This window comes from Cellulosimicrobium funkei, from assembly GCF_900155925.1.
GTDB lineage: Bacteria > Actinomycetota > Actinomycetes > Actinomycetales > Cellulomonadaceae > Cellulosimicrobium > Cellulosimicrobium funkei.
This window is the reverse complement of record NZ_FTMI01000006.1, coordinates 99,658-122,023: the sequence shown is the minus strand read 5'-3', so window position 1 is coordinate 122,023 and position 22,366 is coordinate 99,658. Positions and strand designations below refer to the sequence as shown.

The window sequence follows — 22,366 nt, the reverse complement described above, 5'->3', positions numbered from 1 at the left end:
TGCCGGTCAGTCGATGCCCGGATCCCCGTGGTAGTGGCCGAGACGACGCTTGGCGACGACCGCGAGGCCGGCCGCACCCCCGGCGGTCATCAGGTCGGCCACGGTGAAGAGCAGCCGGGAGACCGTCGCGTAGGCCACCGCGGCGGGCGTCCCGACGAGGGGTGCCAGCGCGGCCACGATGACCAGCTCCCTGACGCCGGCACCGGAGGGCAGGATGAACGCGAACAGGCCGGCGAGCATCGCGAGCGCCATCACGCCGGCGCACAGCAACCACACCGACGGACCCACCTCGGCGCTCGAGCGCGCCAGGAGCCAGAGGTGGGCACCGCTGCACAGGTACGAGCCGAGAGCCCAGGCCAGGGAGGCCAGCACGGTGCGGTAGGAGACCGGGTGGTCGGGGCGCGGGCGGCGCAGGATCTTGAACCCGAAGCGCGCGGCGGCCGTGAGGATGCGCGGGTGCAGGCAGATCAGCGCGACCGGCAGCATGAGGTACAGCCAGTAGAGCCAGGAGAGGTCGCCGTTCTCGCGCACGATCTCCGGGACGGCGAGGGCTCCCGCGAGCAGGGCCGCCACGATCGTCACGGCGATCGAGAAGAGCGTCCCCGCGAAGACGCGCGCCCGCGCCAGCCCGGCCTTGCGGCCCAGCTCGAGCTGGAGCACGTAGGCCCAGACGGATCCCGGCAGGTACTTGCCGAGCTGCCCCACGAGGAAGACCTGAGCGCCGCGCCCGGGTCCGATCGGCTTGCCCAGGTCGTCGACGAGGACCTGCCAGCTCATCGTCGCGCACCCGATCGACGCGACGACAGCGACCAGCGAGAGGACGATGGACCAGGGAGAGATATCGCGCAGGTACGGCAGCACCTCGTCCCAGTTGGTCCACAGGTAGAAGACGGCCGCCCCGACCACCGTCGCCAGGAGCACGTACCGCGCGACGTTGAGGATCTTGTCGCGCGCCCGCGGCTCGGCGGCGGGCGCGCCGTCCTGCGCGGGTGCGGCCGGCGGGGCCGGCTCCGTCGACGGGTTCTCCGGCGCGAGCTCGGACACGTGCTCGCGGTCCAGGGCGTCCTCCATCAGACCGCCTCCCGAATCTCGCGGGCCGCCCGCTCGAGCGACGACCGCACCGGTCGGGTCGGCGCCGCCGCACGCCATGCCGCGCGGTCCGCGGCGATCGCGTCGAGGCCTGCCGCGTCGTCCAGCAGGAGGTCGCCGTCCGCGTAGCGCGACGCGAGGAGGTCCGCCACCTCGGGCGCGGCTCCAGCCCTGCTCAGGCCGACGGCGTTCACCCCGTGCAGGCGCGGCGGCACGCCGAACACCTTCGTCCACGGGGGGACGTCCCCCGTCAGCGCCGTGCCCATGCCGACCATCGCACCGGGGCCGATCACGCGGCGCTGGTGCACGACCGCGTTCATCCCCAGGGTCGCGCGGGACCCGATCGTGCAGTGACCACCCACGCTCACGCCCGCGGAGACGGTCACGTCGTCGCCGAGCTGGACGTCGTGGGCGAGGTACGCGCCGTTGAGGAGCCAGCACCGGGCGCCGACGACAGTGCGCCGCGCGCTGCCCTGGTGGATCACGACGCGCTCGCGCAGGACCGAGTCCGCACCGATCTCGACACCCTGGTGCTCGAGGTCGCCCGTCCAGGCGGTGTTCTGTCGCAGGGACGCGATCTCCGGCGGCGCACCCACGCTCGCCCCCGCCCCGATCCACACCCTGTCGCCCACGCGCAGCGGGCCGAACAGGGTGACGTACGGGCCGAGCGCCACGTCGGCGCCGAGCTCCACGCCTGGTCCGACGTACGCCGTCGGATGGATGCGGGGATGTCCCTGGTGGGTGGTCACGGTACTCCTTCAGAACGAGGTCGCCGACGAGAATCCCCCTGGCGCCTCAGGACTCGTGCACTGCGTCGAGGGGCCGTTGGTCCGTCCCCAGCAGCGTCGTACGGGTGACTAGGATGGGGCGGACGGCAACTGACCCGGGTGATTCTACCCAGGAGCCGGGGGGCACCGACGTAGGCGCCTCACGCATCGCGCACCCGGTGACGTCTGAGCGTCGACGCCCGTAGAGGACCGTGGAAAGTAGGCATGATCGATGATTCCGATTTCCGTCGTGCGGCTCAGCCCCCAGGCAGAGGAGCTCGCCGTCGACGTCATCCGCTCGGGCACGATCGCCCAGGGCCCCAAGGTCGCCGAGTTCGAGCGGCGCTTCGCCGAGCTCGTCGGGGCTGAGCACGCCGTCGCCGTGAACAACGGGACGACCTCGCTCGTGGCCTCGCTGCAGGTCCTCGACCTGCAGCCGGGGGACGAGGTCGTCACGAGCCCGTTCACCTTCGTCGCGACGCTCAACGCGATCCTCGAGGCCGGGGCGACGGCGCGGTTCGGCGACATCTCCACGGACGACTTCAACCTGACCCCCGAGTCGGCGCGCGCCGCGGTGACGGACCGCACCAAGGTCCTCATGCCGGTGCACCTGTACGGCCAGACGGCGGACATGACCGGTCTGGGCGCGCTCGCCGAGGAGCGCGGGCTGCGCATCGTGGAGGACGCGGCGCAGGCGCACGGCGCGACGTTCGAGGGCCGCGGGGCCGGGACGTTCGGCCTGGGCAGCTTCTCGTTCTACGCCACCAAGAACCTCACCACCGGTGAGGGCGGGATGATCACGACGAACGACGCGGACCTCGCCGACCGGCTGCGGGTCCTGCGCAACCAGGGGATGCGCCAGCGCTACCAGTACGAGGTCGCCGGCCACAACTACCGCATGACCGACCTGCAGGCGGCGCTCGTCCTGCCGCAGCTCGACTCCTACGGCGACAACCTCACCAAGCGGCGGGCGAACGCGGCACGGCTCACCGAGCTGCTCGGCGACGTCGACGGGCTCGTCCTGCCCCAGCAGCTCCCGGGGCGCGAGCACGTGTGGCACCAGTACACCGTCCTGCTCCCCGAGGAGCGCGCGGAGCACCGCGAGAGCATCATCGAGCGCCTGCGCGACGAGCACGGCGTGGGCAGCGGCGTGTACTACCCGAAGACGGTCTACGACTACGACTGCTACCGCGACCGCGAGGACGTCGTCATCGGTGACGCCCCCGTGGCGGACGCCGTCGTCCGTCGTTGTCTCTCGATCCCGGTGCACGCGTACCTCTCCTCGGAGGACGTCGAGACGATCGCCGACTCGCTCCGGAAGGTCCTCGCCTGATGGCGGCGCCGAAGCTCGCCCTCGTGGGCGCGGGCTCGATGGGGCAGAACCACGCCCGCGTGATCGCCGCCTCTCCGCGTGCCGAGCTCGCGCTGGTGGTCGACCCGCACGAGCAGACGGGCCGCGCCGTCGCGGAGCGCTTCGGGGCCCGCTGGGCGCCGGACACCGACGGCCTCGCCGGCGTGGACGCGGTGGTGGTCGCCGCCTCGACGGAGTACCACTACGACATCGCCAAGAACGTCATCGAGGCGGGCCGTCCGCTCCTCGTGGAGAAGCCCGTCTGCCCCTCGCTGGAGCAGACCGAGGAGATCCTCGCGGCCTCCCTCGCGGCCGACGTCCCCCTGATGTGCGGCCTCCTCGAGCGGTACAACGCCGCCGTGATGGTCGCGCTGTCGATGGTCGAGCAGCCGCACCTGATCCGCGCCGAGCGGCACTCGCCGTACGCGCCCCGGATCAAGACCGGTGTGGCGTGGGACCTCCTCGTGCACGACGTCGACCTGGTGTCGCGGTTCTTCGGGAACGCCGATCCTCGGTCCCTCTCGGTCGAGGTGGGCCACTTCAGCCCGCAGTCGGCGCCGGGTGCGGAGGACGTGATCGAGACGTCCATGCGGTTCGACGGCGGCGGGATCGCGACGGTCTCCGCGAGCCGGATCGGCCAGCGCAAGGTCCGGACGCTCGTCATCCAGGAGCTCGACCGCATGATCGAGGTCGACCTGCTGCGGCGCGGAGTCACCGCGTACCGTCACACCACGATCGAGGAGGCGCGGGACGGCGGCCCCGGGTTCCGTCAGGCGACGGAGATGGAGGTGCCGGAGATCGTCGGTGCCGAGCCCCTGGTCACCCAGCTCAACCGTTTCCTCGACCTCGTCGAGGGCACGGCCGACGCCGAGGAGGAGCGCCGCTCGATCCTGCCCTCGCACCGGATCGTCTCCCGGGCGCTGCAGGCGAAGGCGGACGCCGCCACCGAGGCGGCACTTCAGGCCTGACCGGTCTCCTGACGCGCGAGAGGGGCGCACTCACACGCGGTGTGAGTGCGCCCCTCTCGTGTACGCAGGCCCGTGTCGCGTCAGCCCTGCGTGAACTCCGGGACGCCGTCAGGGCCGAACGCGACCGAGGCGACGCGACGCGCCGGGACGCCCGCGACCACGGTCCGGGCAGGGACGTCCTTGGTGACCACCGCTCCCGCGCCGATCACCGCCTCGTCCCCGATCGTGACTCCCATGTTGATGACCGCCCCCGCGCCGACGAAGACGCGGTCCCCGATCGTCACGGGCGCCCGGTCCACGGTCGGGTGGCGACGTCCGCTGACGCAGCGCCGTGCCGACGAGTGGGTGTAGATCTGGACGCCCGACGAGATGTCGCAGCCCTCCCCGATGGTGAGCCCACCGGAGCCGTCGATCACCGTGAACGCGCCGATCCACGTGCCCTGGCCGATGGTCGGCTCCCCAACGATCCACGCGAGCGGGTTGTACGGGTTGGCGGGCAGGCCGGCCCGGTCCTCGGCCAAGGTCAGCCCCCGATGCGGATGAGCTCGGTCATGCCGTCCTTGACGTTGATGGTCGGCTCGAAGCCGAGCACGTCCTTCGCGCGCGTGGTGTCTGCGGCACGGCGGCTCACGAGGACGTCGCGCGGGTTGAAGATCGGCTCCACGTCGGCGCCGACAGCGTCGATCAGGATGCGGGCGAGGTCCGCGATGGACGTGTCGATGCCCGTCCCGACGTTCACCGGCACGTTGTCCTTCTCCGCCTCCATGGCGAGCACCACGGACCGCGCGATGTCGTGGACGTGGATGAAGTCCATCGACTGCTCGCCCTTGCCGTCGATGACGGGCGGCTCGCCGTTGCGGATGCGGTTCACGAAGTGGTTGATCACCGACGTGTAGTAGGCGGTGGTCTTCTGGCCCGGTCCGTAGACGTTGAAGAACCGGAGCGCGATCCACGACAGCCCCGCGCGGCGCTGGTAGTACCCGAGCAGGTCCTCACCGGTGCGCTTCGAGATGCAGTAGGGCGTGAGCGGCGAGAGCGTGTCGTCCTCGTGCATGGGGAGCTTCTCGGGGTCGCCGTAGACCGACGCGCTCGACGCGAAGACGAGCCGCTTCACGCCGTGGTCGGCCGCCGCGGCGAAGACGTTGTGCTCGCCGATGGTGTTGATCTCCATCGACTCGTACGGGTCGGCCTGGCTCTTGTTGATCGAGACGGCGGCGAGGTGCACCACGTGGCTCGCACCCTTCATCGCCGCGTGGACCGCCCCGCCGTAGCGGATGTCCTGGTCGATGAGCTCGACGTTGCCCCGCTCGGCGAGACGCGCGACCGCGTCGCGGTCGCCGCGGAACATGTTGTCGAAGATGCGCACGTCGTAGCCCTTGTCGAGAAGCTGCGAGACGACGTGCAGGCCGATGAACCCGGCACCGCCGGTGACGAAGGCCGTGCGGTTTTCAGACATGGATGAAGAGCTCCCTCAGTGGCGGTGGTTCGGTGGGCTTCTGGTCAGCGACGAGTCGTCGCGGCCGTCGAGACGACCTCGCGGACGACCTGCGCGACGTACTCGACGTCGTCGTCCGTGAGGTTGGCGTGCATCGGGATGGCGATGTGCCGGGCGAACAGGTCGGCCGACACAGGGCACGCCTTCGTGGCGCCGTAGAGCGGCTGGACGTGGCTCGCATAGGTGCCGAAGTTGCAGCCCACACCACGCGAGCGCAGCGCGAGCGCGACGGCACCCCGGTCCAGCCCCGGGTCGAGCGTGAGCACGTACGACTGCCACGGGTGGGTCCGGTCCTCGAGCTCCACCGGCAGGGTCACCTGCTCCAGGTCACCGAGCAGCGTGGCGTAGCCCGCGGCCGCCTTCGTCCGGTTCTCGAGCAGCTGGGGCAGGCGTCGGACCTGCACGCGCATGATGGCCGCGCTGATGTCGGACAGGCGGTAGTTGTAGCCGAGCTCGTCGAAGGACGGCACCGGGAGCTCGGTCGAGGCGTCGCGCACGATCGCCGGCGCGATCCCGTAGGTGTGGAGCTTGCGCGCGTGGTCGACGAGGTCGGCGCGGGCGCTCACGAGCGCGCCGCCCTCCCCCGCCGTGATGCCCTTGCGGCCGTGGAAGCTGAAGGCGGCGACGTCGGCGAGGCTCCCGGCCGGGCGGCCCTTGTACGTCGCGCCCGCGGCGCACGCCGCGTCCTCGACGAGCCACAGGCCGTGCTTGTCGGCGATCGCACGGAGCTCGTCGTAGTCGGCCGGCTGCCCGAAGACGTCGACCGCGACGATCCCGACCGTGCGCGGCGTGATCGCCGCCTCGACGGCTGCGGGGTCCATCGACCAGATGTCCGGACGAACGTCCGCGAAGACCGGCTTGGCGCCGGTCCACATGACCGAGTGCCCGGTCGCGGGGAAGGTGTAGTCGCCGACGATGACCTCGTCACCCGGCCCGGCCCCGAGGGCGAGGAGCGCGAGGTGGAGGGCCGACCCGCAGTTCGACGTCGCGAGGACGTGGGGCACCCCGGCGACCTGGGCGAAGTCCGCCTCGAGCCCGAGGCAGGCGGGCCCGGCTCCTGAGAGCCATCCGGACTCGAAGACGCCTGCGACCGCGGCAAGCTCCTCCTCTCCGACGGTGGGCTGGCCGAGTGCGACGTTCCGTGTCATGTTCCTCCTAGGTCCGTCGAAGTCTACCAACGCCCACGCCGCGCAGCGGCCCGCGACGGCGCCAGGGCGTGTCAAGGAAGGTTGCTCATGGTCGTGGGTCGTCTGACGAGGGCGCTCGTCGTGCTCGTCGCCAGCATCGCGTTGCTCCTCCCCCTCTCCGGACCGGCCGCGGCGGACGAGACCGCGGTGCCCGACGCCGGTGGGAACTTCGAGCTGTGGGGGCACGGTTACGGCCACGGTCGAGGGCTGTCCCAGTGGGGCGCGCGCGGCGCCGCCTCGCTCGGGCAGTCGTCGGCGCAGATCCTCGGGTTCTACTACCCGGGGACGATTCTCACGGGGCAGCCGGACGAGCCGATCGTGGTCCGGCTGTCGACCGGCAGGTCCGGGGAGGTCGTCGTCGACGGCGAACCAGGGCTGGTGCTGCGCTGGGGCGGAGGCGACCTCCCGCTCCCGACGGTGTCTCCCCGGGGCAGCGCCGTGCTCAGCTGGCGCCTGGTCCGCCAGGGCTCCTCGGACCTCGTGCTCGACTACGTCGACGCATCCCGCGCGACGTGGGAGCGGTACAGCCTGGTCCCGGGCGTTTGGGGCACCTTCTACGCGGCGGACGGCGCCGTGCGGCTCGTCCGGCCGTCGTACGACCGGCGCGAGTACCGCGGCGGGGTCGGTGCCACCGTCGACAAGGGGGCGCTCGTCACCGTCAACATCGTCCCCCTGGAGAGCTACCTCCTGTCGGTCGTCCCTGCCGAGATGCCGTCGAGCTGGCCGGCCGCGGCGCTCGGGGCGCAGGCGGTGGCCGCCAGGACCTACGCGAGCCACCAGCGTCAGAACGCCGGGGGCCAGATCGACACGTGCGACACCACGGCGTGCCAGGTCTACTCCGGCAGGGCGTCGTACACGATGAACGGCACCTTGACGACGACGCACGAGGCCGCCGCGACGACCGCCGCCATCGCGGCGACGTCGGGCAACGTGCTCATCACCGGGGGTCCTCGCAGCTACGCCTTCACGCAGTTCTCGGCGGCGAACGGAGGGTGGACGGCCGCGGGCTCGTTCCCGTACCTCTCCGCCCGCCCCGACCCGTACGACGGCGTCGTGCCGAGCACCGCGAACGCGTGGACGGCCGTCGTCTCCTCTGCATCGGTCCGGTCGGCCTACCCGACCGTCGGCACTCCCACGCGCCTGACCGTGCTCGGGCGGTCGGGCAACGGCCGCTGGGGCGGTCGCGTCACGCAGGTGCGCGTCGAGGGGACGGCCGGGTCGGTCACCGTCACCGGTGACGCGTTCCGGTCGGCGTTCGGGCTGCGCTCCACGTGGTGGGCGGTGGCGGGCGGCACGCAGGGCAGCGGCGGGGTCGTCGCCGACGTCACCGGCGACGGCGTCCCCGACGCCTACGGCCGCGACGCCACGTCGGGCACGCTGTCGTTCTACCCCGGCCGCGCCGACGGGACGTTCTCGCCGCCGCGGGTGGTCGGCTCCGGATGGGGGATGCACGACTGGATCGGCTCGCCCGGCGACGTCGACAAGGACGGTGTGCCCGACCTGTACGCGCGGGAGCGCAGCACCGGCACGCTCTGGCTCTACGGACAGGCCCGCGACGGCCGGTCCACGTCCCGGCGTGCTGTCGGCACGGGCTGGCACACGGTCGACATGATCGTCGCCGCGGGCGACGTCACCGGCGACGGACGGCCCGACCTGTACGCGCGGACCACCATGCTCGGTGACCTGCTGCTGTACGCGGGCCGCGCCGACGGGACGTTCGACCCTCCGCGGACCGTCAACTCCGGGTGGCACGCGCTGGACGCCGTCGTCTCCGTGGGCGACGTGACGGGCGACGGACGACCGGACCTCCTGGGGCGGCTGCGCTCGAACGGGTCGCTCGTGCTCTACCGCACCGGGCCCGGCGGGACGATCCTCGACGCGAAGGTCGTCAACTCCGGCTGGGGAGGGTTCGACCTGCTCGCGGGGTCGGCCGGCTCGGGCGGCTCCGCGCTCCTCGCTCGGGAGCCTGGGACCTCAGGCGGCCTGCTGCGCCGCTACCCGGTCGGTCCGGGCGGGACGATCCTCCCCGCCGGGCTCGTGGGCAGCGGGTGGGACCTGCACTCCGCGATCTCCTGATCAGGCCTGCGGGGCGCCGTCGCGGACGGCTGCGGCGCGCCCCGCACGCACGACGTCGCGCACGACGAAGACCGGACGCCGACGCGCGTCGTCGCCCGCGCGCCAGACGTACTCCCCCACCACACCCAGGGCGACCATGTTCGCGCCGCCCACGGCGAGGACCAGACCCGCCACGAGGGCGATCCCGGCGGGCGCCCCCGGGAAGAAGGCCAGCACGAGGGACGTGAGGAGCGTCAGCGCCCCCAGGGCGCCGAGCGCCAGCCCCGCCGTGGTGAGCCAGCGGACGGGCGCGAAGGAGAACTCGACGAACGAGTCGACGACCAGCTTCACCTTCTTGGACGAGGTCCACTTGCTCACGCCGTGGGGGCGCGGGAGCTGCTCGAAGAACACGCGGCGCTGCTCGAAGCCGGACCAGGCGATCATCGCGAGGACGTTGCGGTTGTTCTCCGGCATGCGGGTGATGACGTCGATCACGCGACGCGTGACGAGGATCTGGGACGGGCCCTCGGCCGGGTAGGTCGGGACCGTCGACGAGCGGTTGAAGACCTTGGAGAAGGTCTGCGCGAACGTCTCGGACGGGCCGCGACGCGTCGCGCGGACCGAGCGCAGCCCCCACACGACGTCGGCACCCGACCGCCACTCCTCCACGAAGCTCGCCACCGCCGAGAGCGGCTCCTGCCGGTCGGCGCTGAGCGTCAGCGCCGCGTCGCCCGTGCAGTGCGTGAGGCCCGCCGTGATCGCGGCGTGCGAGCCGAAGTTCCGGGAGAGCGACACCACGAGCGCCAGGTCGTCGTCGCGCAGGTGTGCGCGCACGGCGTCCGCGGTGCCGTCGGTCGACCCGTCGTCGACGAGCACGAGCTCGATCTCCAGGTCGTCGTGCGCAGCAACGATGTCTCGGTAGAAGTCGACGATCTCGCCCGCGCTCTCGTACTCGTTGAGCGCGGGGATGATCAGGCTCAGTCGGCCTGCCGTCGGGTTCATGGTTCTCCGTCCTCGTGTCACGCTCCGCCTCGGGCGCCGTGCCATGGTAGCGATCGTCGCCGGTGCTCGACGACGGCCCGACGGGCCGGGACGCCCTCGCCCGGAGGCTAGACTGTCCGACCGAGCCCGTGCCAGACCGCCCCCGGCGGTGGAACCGCTTCCTGGAGGATGTGCTGGAATGAGCGTCGTCGCGCGCCCTGGACGACTTCGACAGTCCCTGCCGGCGGTGCTGACGCCGCTCGTCACCGTTCTGCTCGGGGTGGTGGCCGCGTGGCGGGGCAACGACTTCTTCTACGACGGCGACGCGCCGGAGTCGTTCGTCCCGCTCTGGCACCACTTCGGCGAGCAGCTGCGTGCCGGTGTCTGGCCGCAGATGGACCCGGCCGGGTGGATGGGCGGGAACTACGCCGCCGAGGCCGCCTACAGCCAGTGGAACCCGGTGATCCTGGGGAACTACGTCCTCACGTCGTTCTTCGACGACCTCGCGCTCGCCGGCGCGGTCGTCGCCATCGAGATGCTCGTGCTGCTCGCGGTGTGCACCTATCTGCTCGCCCGGTCCTACGGGGCCGGGTCATGGCCGGCCTTCGCCGTCGCGACCGCCCTCCCGGTGTCCGGGTTCACCCTCTTCTACGAGGCGGCGGGGTGGCCGGCGGGCCTGGCCGCGTTCGTGGGCGTCACCGCCTTCTGGTGGGTCGCCCACCGACAGGTCACCCGCGGCGGCTCGCCGCTCTTCACGTTCGTCGTCGGCTTCCTCGCGATGACCACGGGCAACCCCTACGCAGCCCTCGGGCTGGTCGTCGTGCTGGCTGCTCTCGGCGTGGAGCTCCTGATCGCGCGCCGCTGGCAGGGGCTGGTCTCGCTGGTCGTCACCGGCGCGCTCGTGGGCATGACCGCGTGGCTCGTCTTCGGTCCCCTGCTCGGCACGCAGGACGTGACGTCGCGACAGGAGCTGGCACGGATCGCCAACGACACCTTCATGGTCCCGGACCTGGGTGACATCGCCGGGTCGAGCACCGCCTCCTACCTGCCGTCCATCACGAACTGGGGCGGCGCCCTCGTGGAGCAGCTGCCCTCCGTGTACCTGGCATGGTTCGTCCTGCCGCTCCTCCCGTGGCTGCGCTGGGGGGCGCTCGGAGCGCGCCTGCGCACCGCGCCGAGCCTGGCCGTGTTCGGCCTCGTCTTCGCGGTCATGGCGCTCGGGCCCTCGAACTTCTGGCTCTTCCGCTGGCCGCTGCGCGTCATCGAGTACCTGTACCTCGGTGTCCTCGTGGGCCTCGCCGTGGCGCTCACCGCGGGGCTGGCGACGTCGCACGCCCGCGCCCGTGCGCTGGGCAGCCTCTCCCTGGTGCTCCTGGGCGCCTACCTCGCCTTCGCGGTCCGGCCCGAGGACCAGCTGCGCCACGTCGCGGTCCTGGTCGTCACGCTCGGCCTGGTCGCCCTCGCCCTCCGTGTCGGCCGCCGCTCGACCGAGCAGCTCGCCGGTGTCCTGGCCGCGGGCACGCTCGTCTTCACCTTCTTCCAGACGTCGGTGTTCCCCAGCGACGGGAACCTCGGCACCTATCCCCCGTCGTCCGTGAGCGCGATCCGTGCGCAGGCGGACGGGTTCCGGGGCACGGTGCTCCAGCTGGCGAACCAGGGGCAGGCGACGTCCGAGTCGATCGAGTCGGCCCAGGTGCTGTTCGGCAACCTGCCCGTGGTCTCCGGCCACGAGTCCGTCAACCGCTACACGGGCATCGGCTACCGCGACTTCGCGAACGCGCTGTGCATCGACTACAAGGGCTCCGTCTGCCCCGAGGCGCTCGAGAAGGCTCTGCGCCCGGTCCGCGGCACGGAGGGGAACCTCCTCGACGCCCTGCGGGTCGAGACCCTCGTCCTCCAGCAGACGCAGTTCGAGGAGCAGATCGCGGACGGTCCGCCGGACGGCTGGCGCGTCGTGGAGGAGGACGACGAGCGTGCCGTGTTGGAGCGGATCGACCCCCTGACCCTCCCCGGGCGCGTCTCGGGCACGACGGGCGACCTCGAGGTCACCTCCTCGGACTCCTCGTTCGCCACCGAGACGGTCTCCGTCAGCGGCTCCGGGACGCTGACCTTCGCCCGCCTGGCCTGGCCCGGCTACACCGCCACCGCGGACGGCGACGAGATCCCGATGAAGGTGAGCCCGGAAGGGCTGCTGCAGGTCGACGTCCCCGACGGCGCCGACCAGGTGACGGTCCAGTACACGACGCCTGCGGTGCGTTCGGGCGCGATCCTGGCAGGGCTCGCTCTCGTGCTCGCACTGGGTCAGTCGGTGGCCCTGGGCATGGTCCGGCGCCGCCGCCGCGTCGCGCCGTCCTCGGTCCCCTCCTGAGTCGTCCTGAGTCGTCCTGAGTCCTCCCGCGTCGGCCCGCGTCGACCCCTGAGCGGGGGGGCGTGGACGACGGGCGCTCCTCGGTCCGCGCCACCCGCCGCGCCGAGGGGGCTTCCCGGAGCGGACCGTCGCGTCCTGTCGCCAGCGTCCGGCTGCGCCCGAGGCGGGTGGTCGAGGGCGGCCCGGGGCCTCAGCCCGTCGCACGGGGAAGCCAGGTCCCCGAGCCCAGGCGCCGCGAAGGGGCGCAGCTCGTCGTCCACGCGCCGACGGGAGCGCACGGCTCGACGCGTGTCGGGGATCGCACGGCGACGAGCGACGGGGCCCCGCGCGTGGCGGGTGTCGACCCGGCGGCGCGCAGCACGACGACGCCGAGCGGCCCACCCGTAGGCGGACCGCTCGGCGTCCTCTGCCGGCGTCATCCCCGGCGTCACTCCGTCAGTGCGACGACCTCATGCGCTCGACGATCTCCACCGTCGGCCCGTCCCCGGTCAGCACCCCGCCCTCGAGGAGGACGCCCCGGTCGCACAGCTTGGCGACCATGTCGAGGTCGTGGCTGACGATCACCAGCGTGCGCCCCTCGTCGCGCAGCGAACGCACGCGGTCGAGGCACTTGCGCTGGAACGGCTCGTCGCCCACCGCGAGGATCTCGTCGATGAGGAACACCTCGGGATCGCTGTGCACCGCCACCGCGAAGGCGAGCCGGAGGAACATGCCCGAGGAGTAGAACTTCACCTCGGTGTCGATGAACCGCTCGATCTCGCTGAACGCGACGATGTCGTCGAACCGTCGGGTGATGTCCTCCTCGGACATGCCGAGGATCGCACCGTTCAGGTAGACGTTCTCCCGCCCGCTGAGGTCCGGGTGGAAGCCCGCACCGACCTCGATGAGCCCGGCGACCCGGCCGCGGGTCCGCACGGTGCCCCGGTCGGGCTTCAGCACACCGGAGATGAGCTTGAGCAGCGTCGACTTGCCGGACCCGTTGAAGCCCAGGAGCGCGACCGTCTCGCCCTCGTCGATGGTCAGGTCCAGCGTGCTGAGCGCGACGAACTCGTCCGCCAGACGCTGGCGCCGGATCGACGACATCGCGAGCTCCTTGAGGGAGCGGTTGTGCCGGAGCGTGAACGTCTTCTCGACGCCTCGCACCTCGATGCTTGACACCATGTCCTACAGCTCCTGTGCGAAGCGCCCCTCGAGACGCTTGAAGACGGACTGCCCGGCGAACAGCACCAGGAGCGAGATGACGAGCCCTGCGACCGCGAACAGCCACAGGTGCGGCGGCATCTCGACCGTGCCGCTCGTGGTCCCCGGGTACCAGAACGCGTAGTGGAACAGCTCGACCGCCGCGGTGAGAGGGTTGAGCTGGTAGACGACGAACAACCACTCGGGCACGACGTCGCGCACCGCCTGCCACGGGTACAGCACCGGGCTGAGCCAGGTCGCGACCATGACGATGAGGTCGACGAAGTTCTCGGCGTCGCGGTAGAACACGTTGACCGCGCCGAACAGCAGGCCGAGACCCAGGGCGAGCACCGCGACGATGCAGAAGCCCAGCAGCCCCGCGCCCAGCTCGGCGGCGTTGGGACGCCAGCCGAACAAGATCGCCCCGACGAGGAGCACGAGCAGCTGCGGGAAGAAGTGCACCGCCGAGACCCACAGCGACGAGACCGGGAACAGCTCGCGCGGGAGATAGATCTTCCGCACGAGCGCGGCGTTGCCGACGACCGAGCGCGTGGCGTTCGAGAATCCCTCGCCGAAGAAGTTGACGACGACGATCCCCGAGAAGAGGTAGACGGCGTAGTCCTCGACGCCCTTGCTCAGGCCGAGGAACAGCCCGAGCGCGAGGTAGAAGACGATGAACTGGACCGCCGGCTTGACGTAGGACCAGAGCATCCCGAGGACCGAGCCCCGGTAGCGGACACGCAGCTCCTTCTTGACGACGAGACGCAGGAGGAACCTGTGCCTGACGACGTCGAGGAGCCCGTGCCCGCGACCGGGCTCGACCAGAGGGCGCTCTTCTGCGGCGGCCGTGCTCACCGCTGTGCAGGGGGGTTGGCCGCGAACGTGCGCTCCCACTCCTCCACCGAGGTGATCACGGGAAGCGCGTCACGGTAGGCGCTGCGGAGCTCGGCCCATCGTGCGAAGAGCTGCGCGTGCAGCTTCAGACCCTCCGTGAGCATCTCGCGGACGACCCGGGGGTCCCGGCGGTGCCAGGACGCACCCGTGCCCTCGGCGTTGGACACGATGGCGCTGTCGTACTGCGACAGCCGCCACCAGCGCGCGTCCTGGTGGGACACGAGGGTCTGCGGGCGGTCGGCCCGCTCGTCGTCGACGGGCACGACGATCTGGCGCACCATCGTCTTGGCCGCCCACGGCACGAGCGCCACCCGGCTCGGCATCTGGACCCCACGGCCCTTGTTGCGCGGCTTGCTCGGCGCCGGCGCCGGGAAGGCGTCCGCGTCGGGCGCGTACCGCGCGTCGCTGAAGTCCTGCACCATGCCACGGATCTCGGGCAGCTTGGAGCCGATGATCCCGTGCAGCTGCTCCGGCCCGGCGAGCACGTCGCGCATCGCCATGAGTCGTCCGCGCTCGGAGAAGTACTGCATGGAGATGAGGTGCTTGACGTCCATGTACGTCGACTCGCGGAGGACGCGCCCACCGCGCTCGTACAGGGAGTACAGGAGGGTCGTGATGAGGCGGTTGCGCTCGTGGAAGTACGCCTGCCACCCGACGAGGTCGTCCTTGTCCGCCCACGAGACGTGCCAGACGGCCGCACCCGGCAGAGAGACGGTCGGGTAGCCGTGCGCACGAGCGCGCAGACCATACTCCGCGTCGTCCCACTTGATGAAGACCGGCAGCGAGAGCCCGATCTCGCGGATCACCTCGACCGGGATCAGGCACATCCACCAGCCGTTGTAGTCCACGTCGACACGGCGGTGGAGCCATGGCGTCGCACGCAGGCCCGAGGATCCGAAGTCGTGGCCGTTCTCCATGTCCGCGTGCGGGAGCCCCGGCTGGATGCGCCACGGCTCGACGACCTCGCCGAAGGTGTGCAGCACCGACCGGTTGTACATGTCGAACATGTGCCCGCCGACGATGGTCGGCTTGCGCGTGAAGTCCGCGAAGCTCACCAGCCGAAGGATGCTCTCGGGCTCGAGCACGATGTCGTCGTCGAGCAGGATGACGTAGTCGCTCTTCCCCGACTGCAGCGTCTCGTACATGCCGCGGGAGAAGCCGCCCGAGCCGCCGATGTTGCCCTGCTCGACGAGCTTGAGCTGCGGACCCATCTCGGCCTCGAGCTCCGGGAAGCCGTCCTGGTCGCGCACGCGCTGGGTGCCCTGGTCGACGACGATCAGCTCGTCGAGGATCTCGCGCACCTCGGGGCTCTCCGCCACCGTCCGGATGGTCTCGAGGCAGTAGTCCGCGCGGTTGAACGTGGTGATGCCGACGCTCGTCGTGCCCTCGCGGCGGGCGGCCGCGTCCACGGACCACTCGGCGTGGGAGAGGAGCAACGGCTCCGCCCCCCCGATCAGGTCGAACCAGTACCAGCCGCCGTCGCCGAACTGGGCGAGCGAGAGGTCGAGGTCCGTCGTCGTGTCGCCGGACACCTGGACCGACGTGACGCGCTGCTGGACCCCGCGGGCGTTCGAGCGGTACACCGTCACGGAGCCGGGACCCGAGGTGGCCACGGTGAGGCGGACGGACTCCACGACGGTCCAGCGGCGCCAGTAGCTGGCCGGGAAGGCGTTGAAGTAGGTCGCGAAGGAGATGCGGCGGCCGGGGCGGACGAGCATGGAGAAACGCCCGTTGATGTCCTGCGACCGGACCTGCTCGCTCGAGCGGGAGAACGAGTCGCTCTGCTGCGACCGGCTCCACAGGGACTCGAGGTCGGTCTGGATCTGCCGAGCCCGCATCTCGCCCGCCTCGACGTACAGCGGGAGGCTGTCGGAGTCGGCCTCGATCGGGAGGATCACGCGCTGGACGATCCGGTGCTCGACGCTCTCGGCCGCTTCGTCCGTCGCGGTCTGCTGGGTCTGGGTGCTCATGCGTCAACGCCCCCGCTCTCGATGCTCGTCCCGCGGGCGAAGTGCGGAGCGAGCTTGTTGTCGACCATCGACAGTGCCGAACCGATGGCCATGTGCATGTCCAGGTACTTGTACGTGCCGAGCCGGCCGCCGAAGAGGACGTCCTTCTCACCGGCCGCGAGGTCGCGGTACGCGAGCAGGCGCGCACGGTCCGCCGCCGTGTTCACGGGGTAGTACGGCTCGTCCGCCTTCTCCGCGAAGCGTGAGAACTCCCGCATGATCACGGTCTTGTCCGTGGGGTAGTCCCGCTCGGGGTGGAAGTGCCGGAACTCGTGGATGCGGGTGTACGGCACGTCGGCGTCGGCGTAGTTCATCACCGGGGTGCCCTGGAAGTCGCCGACGGGGAGCACCTCTTCCTCGAAGTCGAGCGTGCGCCACGAGAGGTCGCCCTCGGCGTAGTCGAAGTAGCGGTCGACCGGACCCGTGTAGACGACCGGCACGTTGCCGACGACGTTGCCCTTGCTCACCGGCTGGGACTCGTCGAAGAAGTCCACGCCGAGCCGGACCTCGATGTTCTTGTGGTCCGCCATGCGCTCGATCCACGCCGTGTAGCCGTCGACGGGCAGACCCTCGTGCGTGTCGTTGAAGTAGCGGTTGTCGTACGTGTAACGCACGGGCAGCCGGGAGATGATCGACGCCGGGAGGTCGCGGGGGTCGGTCTGCCACTGCTTGGCGGTGTACTCCCGGATGAACGCCTCGTACAGCGGTCGGCCGATGAGGGACACGCCCTGCTCGTCGAGGTTCTCCGGCTTCTTGTCCCCCAGCTCCGCCGAGAGCTCCTTGACCAGCGCCCGCGCGGCGTCCGGTCCGTGCGCCGACCGGAAGAACTGGTTGATCGTGCCGAGGTTGATCGGCATCGGGAAGACCTCGCCCCGGTGCGTGGTGTACACGCGGTGGACGTAGCTCGTGAACGCCGTGAAGCGGTTCACGTACTCCCACACCCGCTCGTTGGAGGTGTGGAAGAGGTGGGCGCCGTACCGGTGGACCTCGATCCCCGTCGACTGCTCCGGCTCGCTGTAGGCGTTGCCGCCGATGTGGCTCCGCCGATCGATGACCAGGACCTTCCGGCCGTGCTCCTCGGCGATCCGCTCAGCGACGGTCAAGCCGAAGAAGCCTGAACCCACGACGACAAGATCCGCGTCCACACACACTCCTCAGTTGGTTTTGCAGCCACCAAAGCCTAGCGTGCAGGCGGCGCGCGCTCGGACGCCGGGGTCGGGGGCCGGCTTCCCTCACCGAACCTTCACCTCGGGCGCCCGCTCGGGCGGTGCACCGGGCCCGCAGGTGCCGTCGCGCCGGTGGCCGGGGCGTCGGTCCTCGGACGACGCCCCTGCCCGCTCTCATCCCCCGCCGTGCTTGCGGTGGGTGTAGGCCCCGTAGGCACGACGACGCACGGCCTCCGGCACGAGCCGGTAGCCCCCGCGGACGACCGAGTTCCGCAGCTCCTGGGCCGGGGTCGTGATCCCGATGCTCCGCAGCCGACGCTGGAGCTCGAGCTCCGAGCGCAGCAGCCGTGTCCCCCCGCGGCGGGAGTACGACCCGGCACCCACCCGGTAGAGGACGAGCGGCTCCGGGACGTTGGCCGTGGCAGCACCGCCCGCGATCATGCGGGCGAAAAGCCAGTAGTCCTCCATGAGCGGGAGGTCCTCGTAGCCTCCGGCCGCGGCGACGGCCGACCGGCGGTAGACGACCGACGGGTGGTTGAACGGCGAGCGGAAGCGGACGGCGCGCTCGATCTCCGCACCGGTGAGCGGCGGGACCCGCACCAGGTGGCCCTCGGCGACGCCCTCGTCCTCCGACTCGTCCTCGAACTCCTCGATCGCCGATCCGACGATGTCCAGCCCCGACTCGACGAGGGGAATCTGCCGCTCGAACCGGGCCGGACGGCTGATGTCGTCGGCGTCCTGCCGGGCGACGATCTCGTGCGCGCAGCGCTCGAGGCCCGCCTCGAGCGCGAGCGCGAGCCCGACGTTCCGCTCGAGCTCGACCAGCTCCACCGGGACCGGCGACCGGGCGGGCAGGGCCGCGAGGAGTGCGCGGAGCTCGGGGCCGACGGGACCGTCACGCACGATGACCACCTGCGCCGGCTGCCGGGTCTGCTCCGCGGTGACCGACTCGAAGGAGCGGCGGAGCTGCGCGACGACGTCCCCGCGGTAGACCGGGAGCAGCACCGAGAACGGGGCGCTCACCGTCCCCCCGTCCGCACGCCGTCCTCAATCGCGACGACCTCGTCTCCCCACGGCGTCGCGCCCGACAGCACCTGCGACGTCGGACGCGGGCCGCGCACGAGGCCGTCCCGGAGGCCGCGCGCGGCCGAGCGCACCAGGACCGAGCGCCGCGACGACCGGGCGAAGGTACGAGCCCACCGCCGCGCGGACGACCCCGCGTACAGCACGCGCTCCTCGGGTGCGAGAGCGGGCGAGCGAAGCAGCATCCAGAGCTTGTTGCGCACCTCGTAGTAGAAGCGCTCGCCCGGGTCGACGTCGGTCGCACCGAAGGTCCGTGTCCGGTGCTCCACGACGGAGCCGGGGACGTACAGGCCGGTCCCGTGCCGCAGGAGGCGGCACGAGAACTCGAAGTCGTCGTTCCAGATGAAGTAGTCGGCGACGGGCAGCCCGTGGTGCCGGACGGCCCGGGCGTCGACCAGCATCGAGACGAAGGACGACGACCGCACCGGGAGCGAGCCGGCCTCCGCCGCGCGCGACAGGGCGCGGGGCGAGGCTCCGGGCCTCGTGCGGGGAGTGTTCATCGGGTGCTCGCGGCCGTCGTGCCAGACGACGCGGCTGCCCAGGAGCGCGACGGGCCCCGGGTAGGCAGCCCTCGCCTCGAGGAGCGCCTCGAGCGCACCGGGCAAGGGGATCGTGTCGTCGTCCATGAGCCAGACCAGGTCCGCGTCCATCGACGCGACGGCGTGCGCTATCCCGGCCGCGAAGCCGCCCGCGCCGCCCGTGTTGCGCGACATCTCGAGGACGGTCGCGCCGACGGGGTGCTCGCCGGCGACGACGGCGGAGTCGTCGTCCGAGCGGTTGTCCACCACGAGCACCGCGTCGACGGCGCGCGTCTGCCCCGCGAGGGCGTCGAGCGACTCGACGAGCAGGTCGCGCCGGTTGTACGCCACGACCACCGCGACCACCCGGGGCTCGGCGGACACCCCACCCGTTCTCGACACGACGAGCAGGCTACCGGACCGCGACCGGGCTCCCGCGCCGCCGCGGGGCGCCGGGCCGTCCGCCTGCACAAGTCCTCCACCACCCGCGCTCCGCGCAGGCGCCGCGCCGTTGCAGGGGCGGCCTATGCTCGACTCCCGTGACATCCCGCACCCGAGCCCAGGACCGCGCCGCGGCAGCCTCCGCGCCGCCGCGCGGGCCCGCGCACGCGCGGACGCTGCGCACCCACCGGGTGGCACGCACCGTCGGCATGGTGGCGACGGCGGTGCTCGCGTTCGGGGCCGTCGGAGGGGCGACGGCGCTGACGAGCATCCAGGGCAACATCACGTCGTCGAACGCGCTGGAGCTGGTGGAGGACCGGCCGGAGCAGACCGTCCCCGACCCCAGCGACCCCAACGCCGGCAAGCCGCTGAACGTCCTGGTCATGGGTTCCGACGCACGCGGAGGGGAGAACGGCCACGAGGTCGAGGGCGTCGAGGGCATGCGCTCGGACACCACGATCCTCGTGCACGTCTCTGCCGACCGCTCGCGCGTGGAGATGATCTCGATCCCGCGCGACTCGCGCGTCGACGTGCCGGCGTGCACCACGACGAACGGGAAGAAGACCGCGCCGGCGAACACGCGCTTCAACGCCGCGTTCGCCGACGGGGCGACGGTCGGCGGGGACGTCGACTCCGCCGCGGCGTGCACGGTGCAGACCGTCGAGAGCCTCACCGACGTGTACGTCGACGGCTTCGTCGTCGTGGACTTCGCGGGCTTCCAGAACATGGTGACCGCGATCGGCGGCGTTCCCATCTGCATCCCCGAGGCGATCGACTCCCCCAAGGCCGACCTGCAGCTCGCCGCCGGGTGGCAGACGCTCGACGGCGCCCAGGCGCTCGGGTTCGCCCGGGCACGCTACGGGGTCGGAGACGGGTCGGACCTCAGCCGCATCGGCCGCCAGCAGCAGCTCCTCGCCGCGACGGTCAACCAGGTGCTGTCGAAGAACCTGCTCTCGGACCTCGGGCAGATCTACGGGTTCGTGGACGCGGGCACCAAGTCGCTGACGATGAGCGACAACCTCTCGTCGATCCCGAGCCTCGCCGGGCTCGCCTTCAGCCTCCAGGGCGCGACCAGTGGCAACATCACCTTCATGACCGTTCCGAACGCGCCGGACCCGCGGGACCCCGACGCGAAGGTCGTCTGGACCTCGGAGGCCGACGAGCTGTGGGCGAAGGTGCGCGCCGACGAGCCGATCGTCGCGCCCGCTGCCCCGGCCTCCCCGCCGGCGGACGACAGCGTGACCGACGCCCCGCCGGTCACGGAGGGAGACGACGCCCCCGCGCCGGACCCGGCCGCCACCGACCCGGCGCCGGTGCAGTCGAAGGAAGCCGGCAAGGAAGCGTTCTCCGCCGCCGACCAGACCTCGCAGTGCGGGTGACCCCATGACCGACCCACGCGACCCCCGGTCCTTGCCGCCGAGCTTCACGCCCCAGGGCGGTCGCTCGCCCCGGCCCTCGTCGGCCGACGACGCGATCGCCGTCGGGAACAGCGGTCGCCCCCGGCCGCCGGCGCGGTCGGTTCCCGACGACGCCGTCCGGGCCGAGCCGCGCATCCGACGTCAGTCGTCGCGAGAGATCCCGGTGACCCCGGCTCGCAAGGGGACGCCGCCGCCTGCGCCGCCCGCCGGACGCACGCGCTCCCGGGGCGAGCCCGCCGCGACGGCGCTGCCTCCGTCCGTCGCACCGGCGCGCTCTGCCGAGCGCTCGGCACCCGCTCGCGTCTCGTCGTCCCCGCACGCGAGCGCACGCGCCGCGACCGCGAGCCCGGGCCGTTCCACGGCGGCCTCTCGTCCGCGCCCGGCCGGGCCCGGCGGTCCGGGCGGCGGGCGGCCCCCGTCGGCCCCCGGGCCCTCTCGTCGCGGCGGCTTCCGCGTCCGCAAGGGCCGCGTCGTCGGCCTCGTCGCCGGCGTCGTCATCGTCGCGATCCTCGCGTGGCCCGTCGGCCTGCTCATCTGGGCCAACGGCAAGATCCAGCACGTGGAGGCGCTCTCCGGCGCTCCCGGCACCGCCGGCAACACCTACCTGCTCGCCGGGTCGGACGCGCGGGGCGACGGCATCAGCGAGGACGGCACCGAGGGCGCGCGCACCGACACGATCATGGTCCTCCACGCACCCCCGAGCGGCCCGGTCGCGCTCATCAGCCTGCCGCGCGACACGTACGCGGAGATCCCGGGGAACGGGTCGAGCAAGCTCAACTCGGCGTACTCCTGGGGCGGCCCGGCGCTGCTGGTGCAGACCGTCGAGCAGCTCACCGGTCTCACGGTGGACCACTACGTCGAGGTGGGGTTCGGCGGTGTCGAGGGGATCGTGGACGCCGTCGGCGGGGTCGAGCTGTGCCTCGACTACGACGTGGACGACCCGAAGAGCGAGCTCGTCTGGACGGCGGGCTGCCACGTCGCCGACGGGCACACGGCGCTCGCGTTCTCGCGGATGCGGTACTCCGACCCGAAGGGCGACATCGGACGGGCCGAGCGCCAGCGCCAGGTCATCGGCGCGATCAGCTCGCAGGCCGCGAACCCCAGCATCCTCTTCCGCCCGGGCGACCAGGTCTCGCTCCTCGACTCCGGGCTGGGGGCGCTCACCGTCGACGAGAAGACCGGCGTCGTGGACCTGGGCAAGCTCGCGCTCGCGTTCCGCAAGGCCAACGGGCCCGACGGCATCACCGGCACCCCACCGATCTCGAACCCCGACTTCCGCCCCGGCGGCAACCTGGGGGCGACCGTGCAGCTCGACCCCGAGACGGTCGGCCAGTTCTGGGTCGACATCCGCGACGGCAACCTCGCACCCGGCCAGGTGGGCGGGCTGCCGCAGTAGC

At 71.9% G+C, this 22,366-nt stretch carries 18 protein-coding genes; 6 read left to right on the top strand and 12 right to left on the bottom strand.

Annotated elements, in window-relative coordinates; all coding sequences use genetic code 11:
• Window positions 1-6 precede the first annotated feature (6 nt).
• Window positions 7-1,071 (bottom strand): lysylphosphatidylglycerol synthase transmembrane domain-containing protein, encoded by a 1,065-nt coding sequence (locus BXA05_RS15395; RefSeq protein ID WP_082774385.1) that lies wholly within the window; start codon window positions 1,069-1,071, stop codon window positions 7-9.
• Window positions 1,071-1,838, bottom strand: coding sequence for a DapH/DapD/GlmU-related protein (locus BXA05_RS15390; protein ID WP_061267497.1), 768 nt, complete (start codon window positions 1,836-1,838; stop codon window positions 1,071-1,073). The genes BXA05_RS15395 and BXA05_RS15390 overlap by 1 nt, the downstream gene beginning before the upstream one ends.
• Before the next feature lie 250 nt (window positions 1,839-2,088).
• Between BXA05_RS15390 and BXA05_RS15385 the strand changes: the two genes are divergently transcribed.
• Together BXA05_RS15385 and BXA05_RS15380 are read left to right on the top strand one after the other, a co-directional pair.
• Window positions 2,089-3,189 carry a DegT/DnrJ/EryC1/StrS family aminotransferase gene (locus BXA05_RS15385; RefSeq protein WP_061267496.1) on the top strand — a complete coding sequence of 367 codons (1,101 nt, stop codon included), beginning with the start codon at window positions 2,089-2,091 and terminating at the stop codon, window positions 3,187-3,189.
• Window positions 3,189-4,175, top strand: coding sequence for a Gfo/Idh/MocA family protein (locus BXA05_RS15380; RefSeq protein ID WP_061267495.1), 987 nt, complete (start codon window positions 3,189-3,191; stop codon window positions 4,173-4,175). The genes BXA05_RS15385 and BXA05_RS15380 overlap by 1 nt, the downstream gene beginning before the upstream one ends.
• A gap of 80 nt (window positions 4,176-4,255) precedes the next feature.
• Here the strand turns inward: BXA05_RS15380 and BXA05_RS15375 are convergent, their stop codons facing one another.
• From BXA05_RS15375 to BXA05_RS15365, 3 genes are read right to left on the bottom strand one after another with little or no spacing between them, the layout of a single operon-like run.
• Window positions 4,256-4,696: an acyltransferase gene (locus tag BXA05_RS15375; protein ID WP_061267494.1), complete on the bottom strand. Its 441-nt coding sequence runs from the start codon at window positions 4,694-4,696 to the stop codon at window positions 4,256-4,258.
• Window positions 4,697-4,698: 2 nt separating this feature from the next.
• A complete protein-coding gene (locus BXA05_RS15370) occupies window positions 4,699-5,631 on the bottom strand; it encodes an NAD-dependent epimerase/dehydratase family protein (protein WP_061267493.1) in 933 nt (310 codons plus the stop codon).
• 44 nt (window positions 5,632-5,675) lie between these two features.
• Window positions 5,676-6,818 carry a DegT/DnrJ/EryC1/StrS family aminotransferase gene (locus tag BXA05_RS15365; protein ID WP_076405924.1) on the bottom strand — a complete coding sequence of 381 codons (1,143 nt, stop codon included), beginning with the start codon at window positions 6,816-6,818 and terminating at the stop codon, window positions 5,676-5,678.
• Window positions 6,819-6,905: 87 nt separating this feature from the next.
• Between BXA05_RS15365 and BXA05_RS15360 the strand changes: the two genes are divergently transcribed.
• Entirely contained in the window at window positions 6,906-8,933 is a 2,028-nt protein-coding gene (locus BXA05_RS15360; protein WP_076405922.1) for a SpoIID/LytB domain-containing protein, read from the top strand.
• Here the strand turns inward: BXA05_RS15360 and BXA05_RS15355 are convergent, their stop codons facing one another.
• The gene (locus tag BXA05_RS15355) at window positions 8,934-9,914 is read right to left on the bottom strand and encodes a glycosyltransferase family 2 protein (protein WP_061267490.1); all 981 of its coding nucleotides are present in this window, start codon (window positions 9,912-9,914) and stop codon (window positions 8,934-8,936) included.
• A gap of 178 nt (window positions 9,915-10,092) precedes the next feature.
• Between BXA05_RS15355 and BXA05_RS15350 the strand changes: the two genes are divergently transcribed.
• On the top strand, window positions 10,093-12,261 hold the full coding sequence (locus tag BXA05_RS15350) for a phosphatidylglycerol lysyltransferase domain-containing protein (RefSeq protein WP_143311173.1): 2,169 nt from the start codon (window positions 10,093-10,095) through the stop codon (window positions 12,259-12,261).
• A 435-nt stretch (window positions 12,262-12,696) separates the two neighbouring features.
• Here the strand turns inward: BXA05_RS15350 and BXA05_RS15345 are convergent, their stop codons facing one another.
• The 6 genes from BXA05_RS15345 to BXA05_RS15320 all read right to left on the bottom strand — a co-directional run bounded on the left by BXA05_RS15345 (window position 12,697) and on the right by BXA05_RS15320 (window position 19,494).
• Window positions 12,697-13,422 carry an ABC transporter ATP-binding protein gene (locus BXA05_RS15345; RefSeq protein ID WP_061267488.1) on the bottom strand — a complete coding sequence of 242 codons (726 nt, stop codon included), beginning with the start codon at window positions 13,420-13,422 and terminating at the stop codon, window positions 12,697-12,699.
• A 3-nt stretch (window positions 13,423-13,425) separates the two neighbouring features.
• Window positions 13,426-14,295, bottom strand: coding sequence for an ABC transporter permease (locus BXA05_RS15340; protein ID WP_061267487.1), 870 nt, complete (start codon window positions 14,293-14,295; stop codon window positions 13,426-13,428).
• Window positions 14,292-16,304 (bottom strand): glycosyltransferase, encoded by a 2,013-nt coding sequence (locus BXA05_RS15335; protein WP_061267486.1) that lies wholly within the window; start codon window positions 16,302-16,304, stop codon window positions 14,292-14,294. The genes BXA05_RS15340 and BXA05_RS15335 overlap by 4 nt, the downstream gene beginning before the upstream one ends.
• Complete coding sequence (gene glf / locus BXA05_RS15330) at window positions 16,301-17,488, bottom strand: UDP-galactopyranose mutase (RefSeq protein ID WP_061267485.1); 1,188 nt, start codon at window positions 17,486-17,488, stop codon at window positions 16,301-16,303. The genes BXA05_RS15335 and glf overlap by 4 nt, the downstream gene beginning before the upstream one ends.
• A gap of 195 nt (window positions 17,489-17,683) precedes the next feature.
• Complete coding sequence (locus BXA05_RS15325) at window positions 17,684-18,532, bottom strand: glycosyltransferase (protein WP_061267484.1); 849 nt, start codon at window positions 18,530-18,532, stop codon at window positions 17,684-17,686.
• Window positions 18,529-19,494: a glycosyltransferase gene (locus BXA05_RS15320; protein ID WP_241005835.1), complete on the bottom strand. Its 966-nt coding sequence runs from the start codon at window positions 19,492-19,494 to the stop codon at window positions 18,529-18,531. Before BXA05_RS15320 ends, BXA05_RS15325 begins: the two co-directional genes overlap by 4 nt.
• A gap of 155 nt (window positions 19,495-19,649) precedes the next feature.
• Here BXA05_RS15320 and BXA05_RS15315 point away from each other — a divergent pair, with 155 nt between their 5' ends.
• Together BXA05_RS15315 and BXA05_RS19390 are read left to right on the top strand one after the other, a co-directional pair.
• Window positions 19,650-20,930, top strand: a complete 1,281-nt coding sequence (locus BXA05_RS15315) for an LCP family protein (RefSeq protein WP_240696696.1) — start codon at window positions 19,650-19,652, stop codon at window positions 20,928-20,930.
• A gap of 4 nt (window positions 20,931-20,934) precedes the next feature.
• Entirely contained in the window at window positions 20,935-22,365 is a 1,431-nt protein-coding gene (locus BXA05_RS19390) for an LCP family protein (protein ID WP_083711933.1), read from the top strand.
• The last annotated feature ends 1 nt before the right edge of the window (window position 22,366 follow it).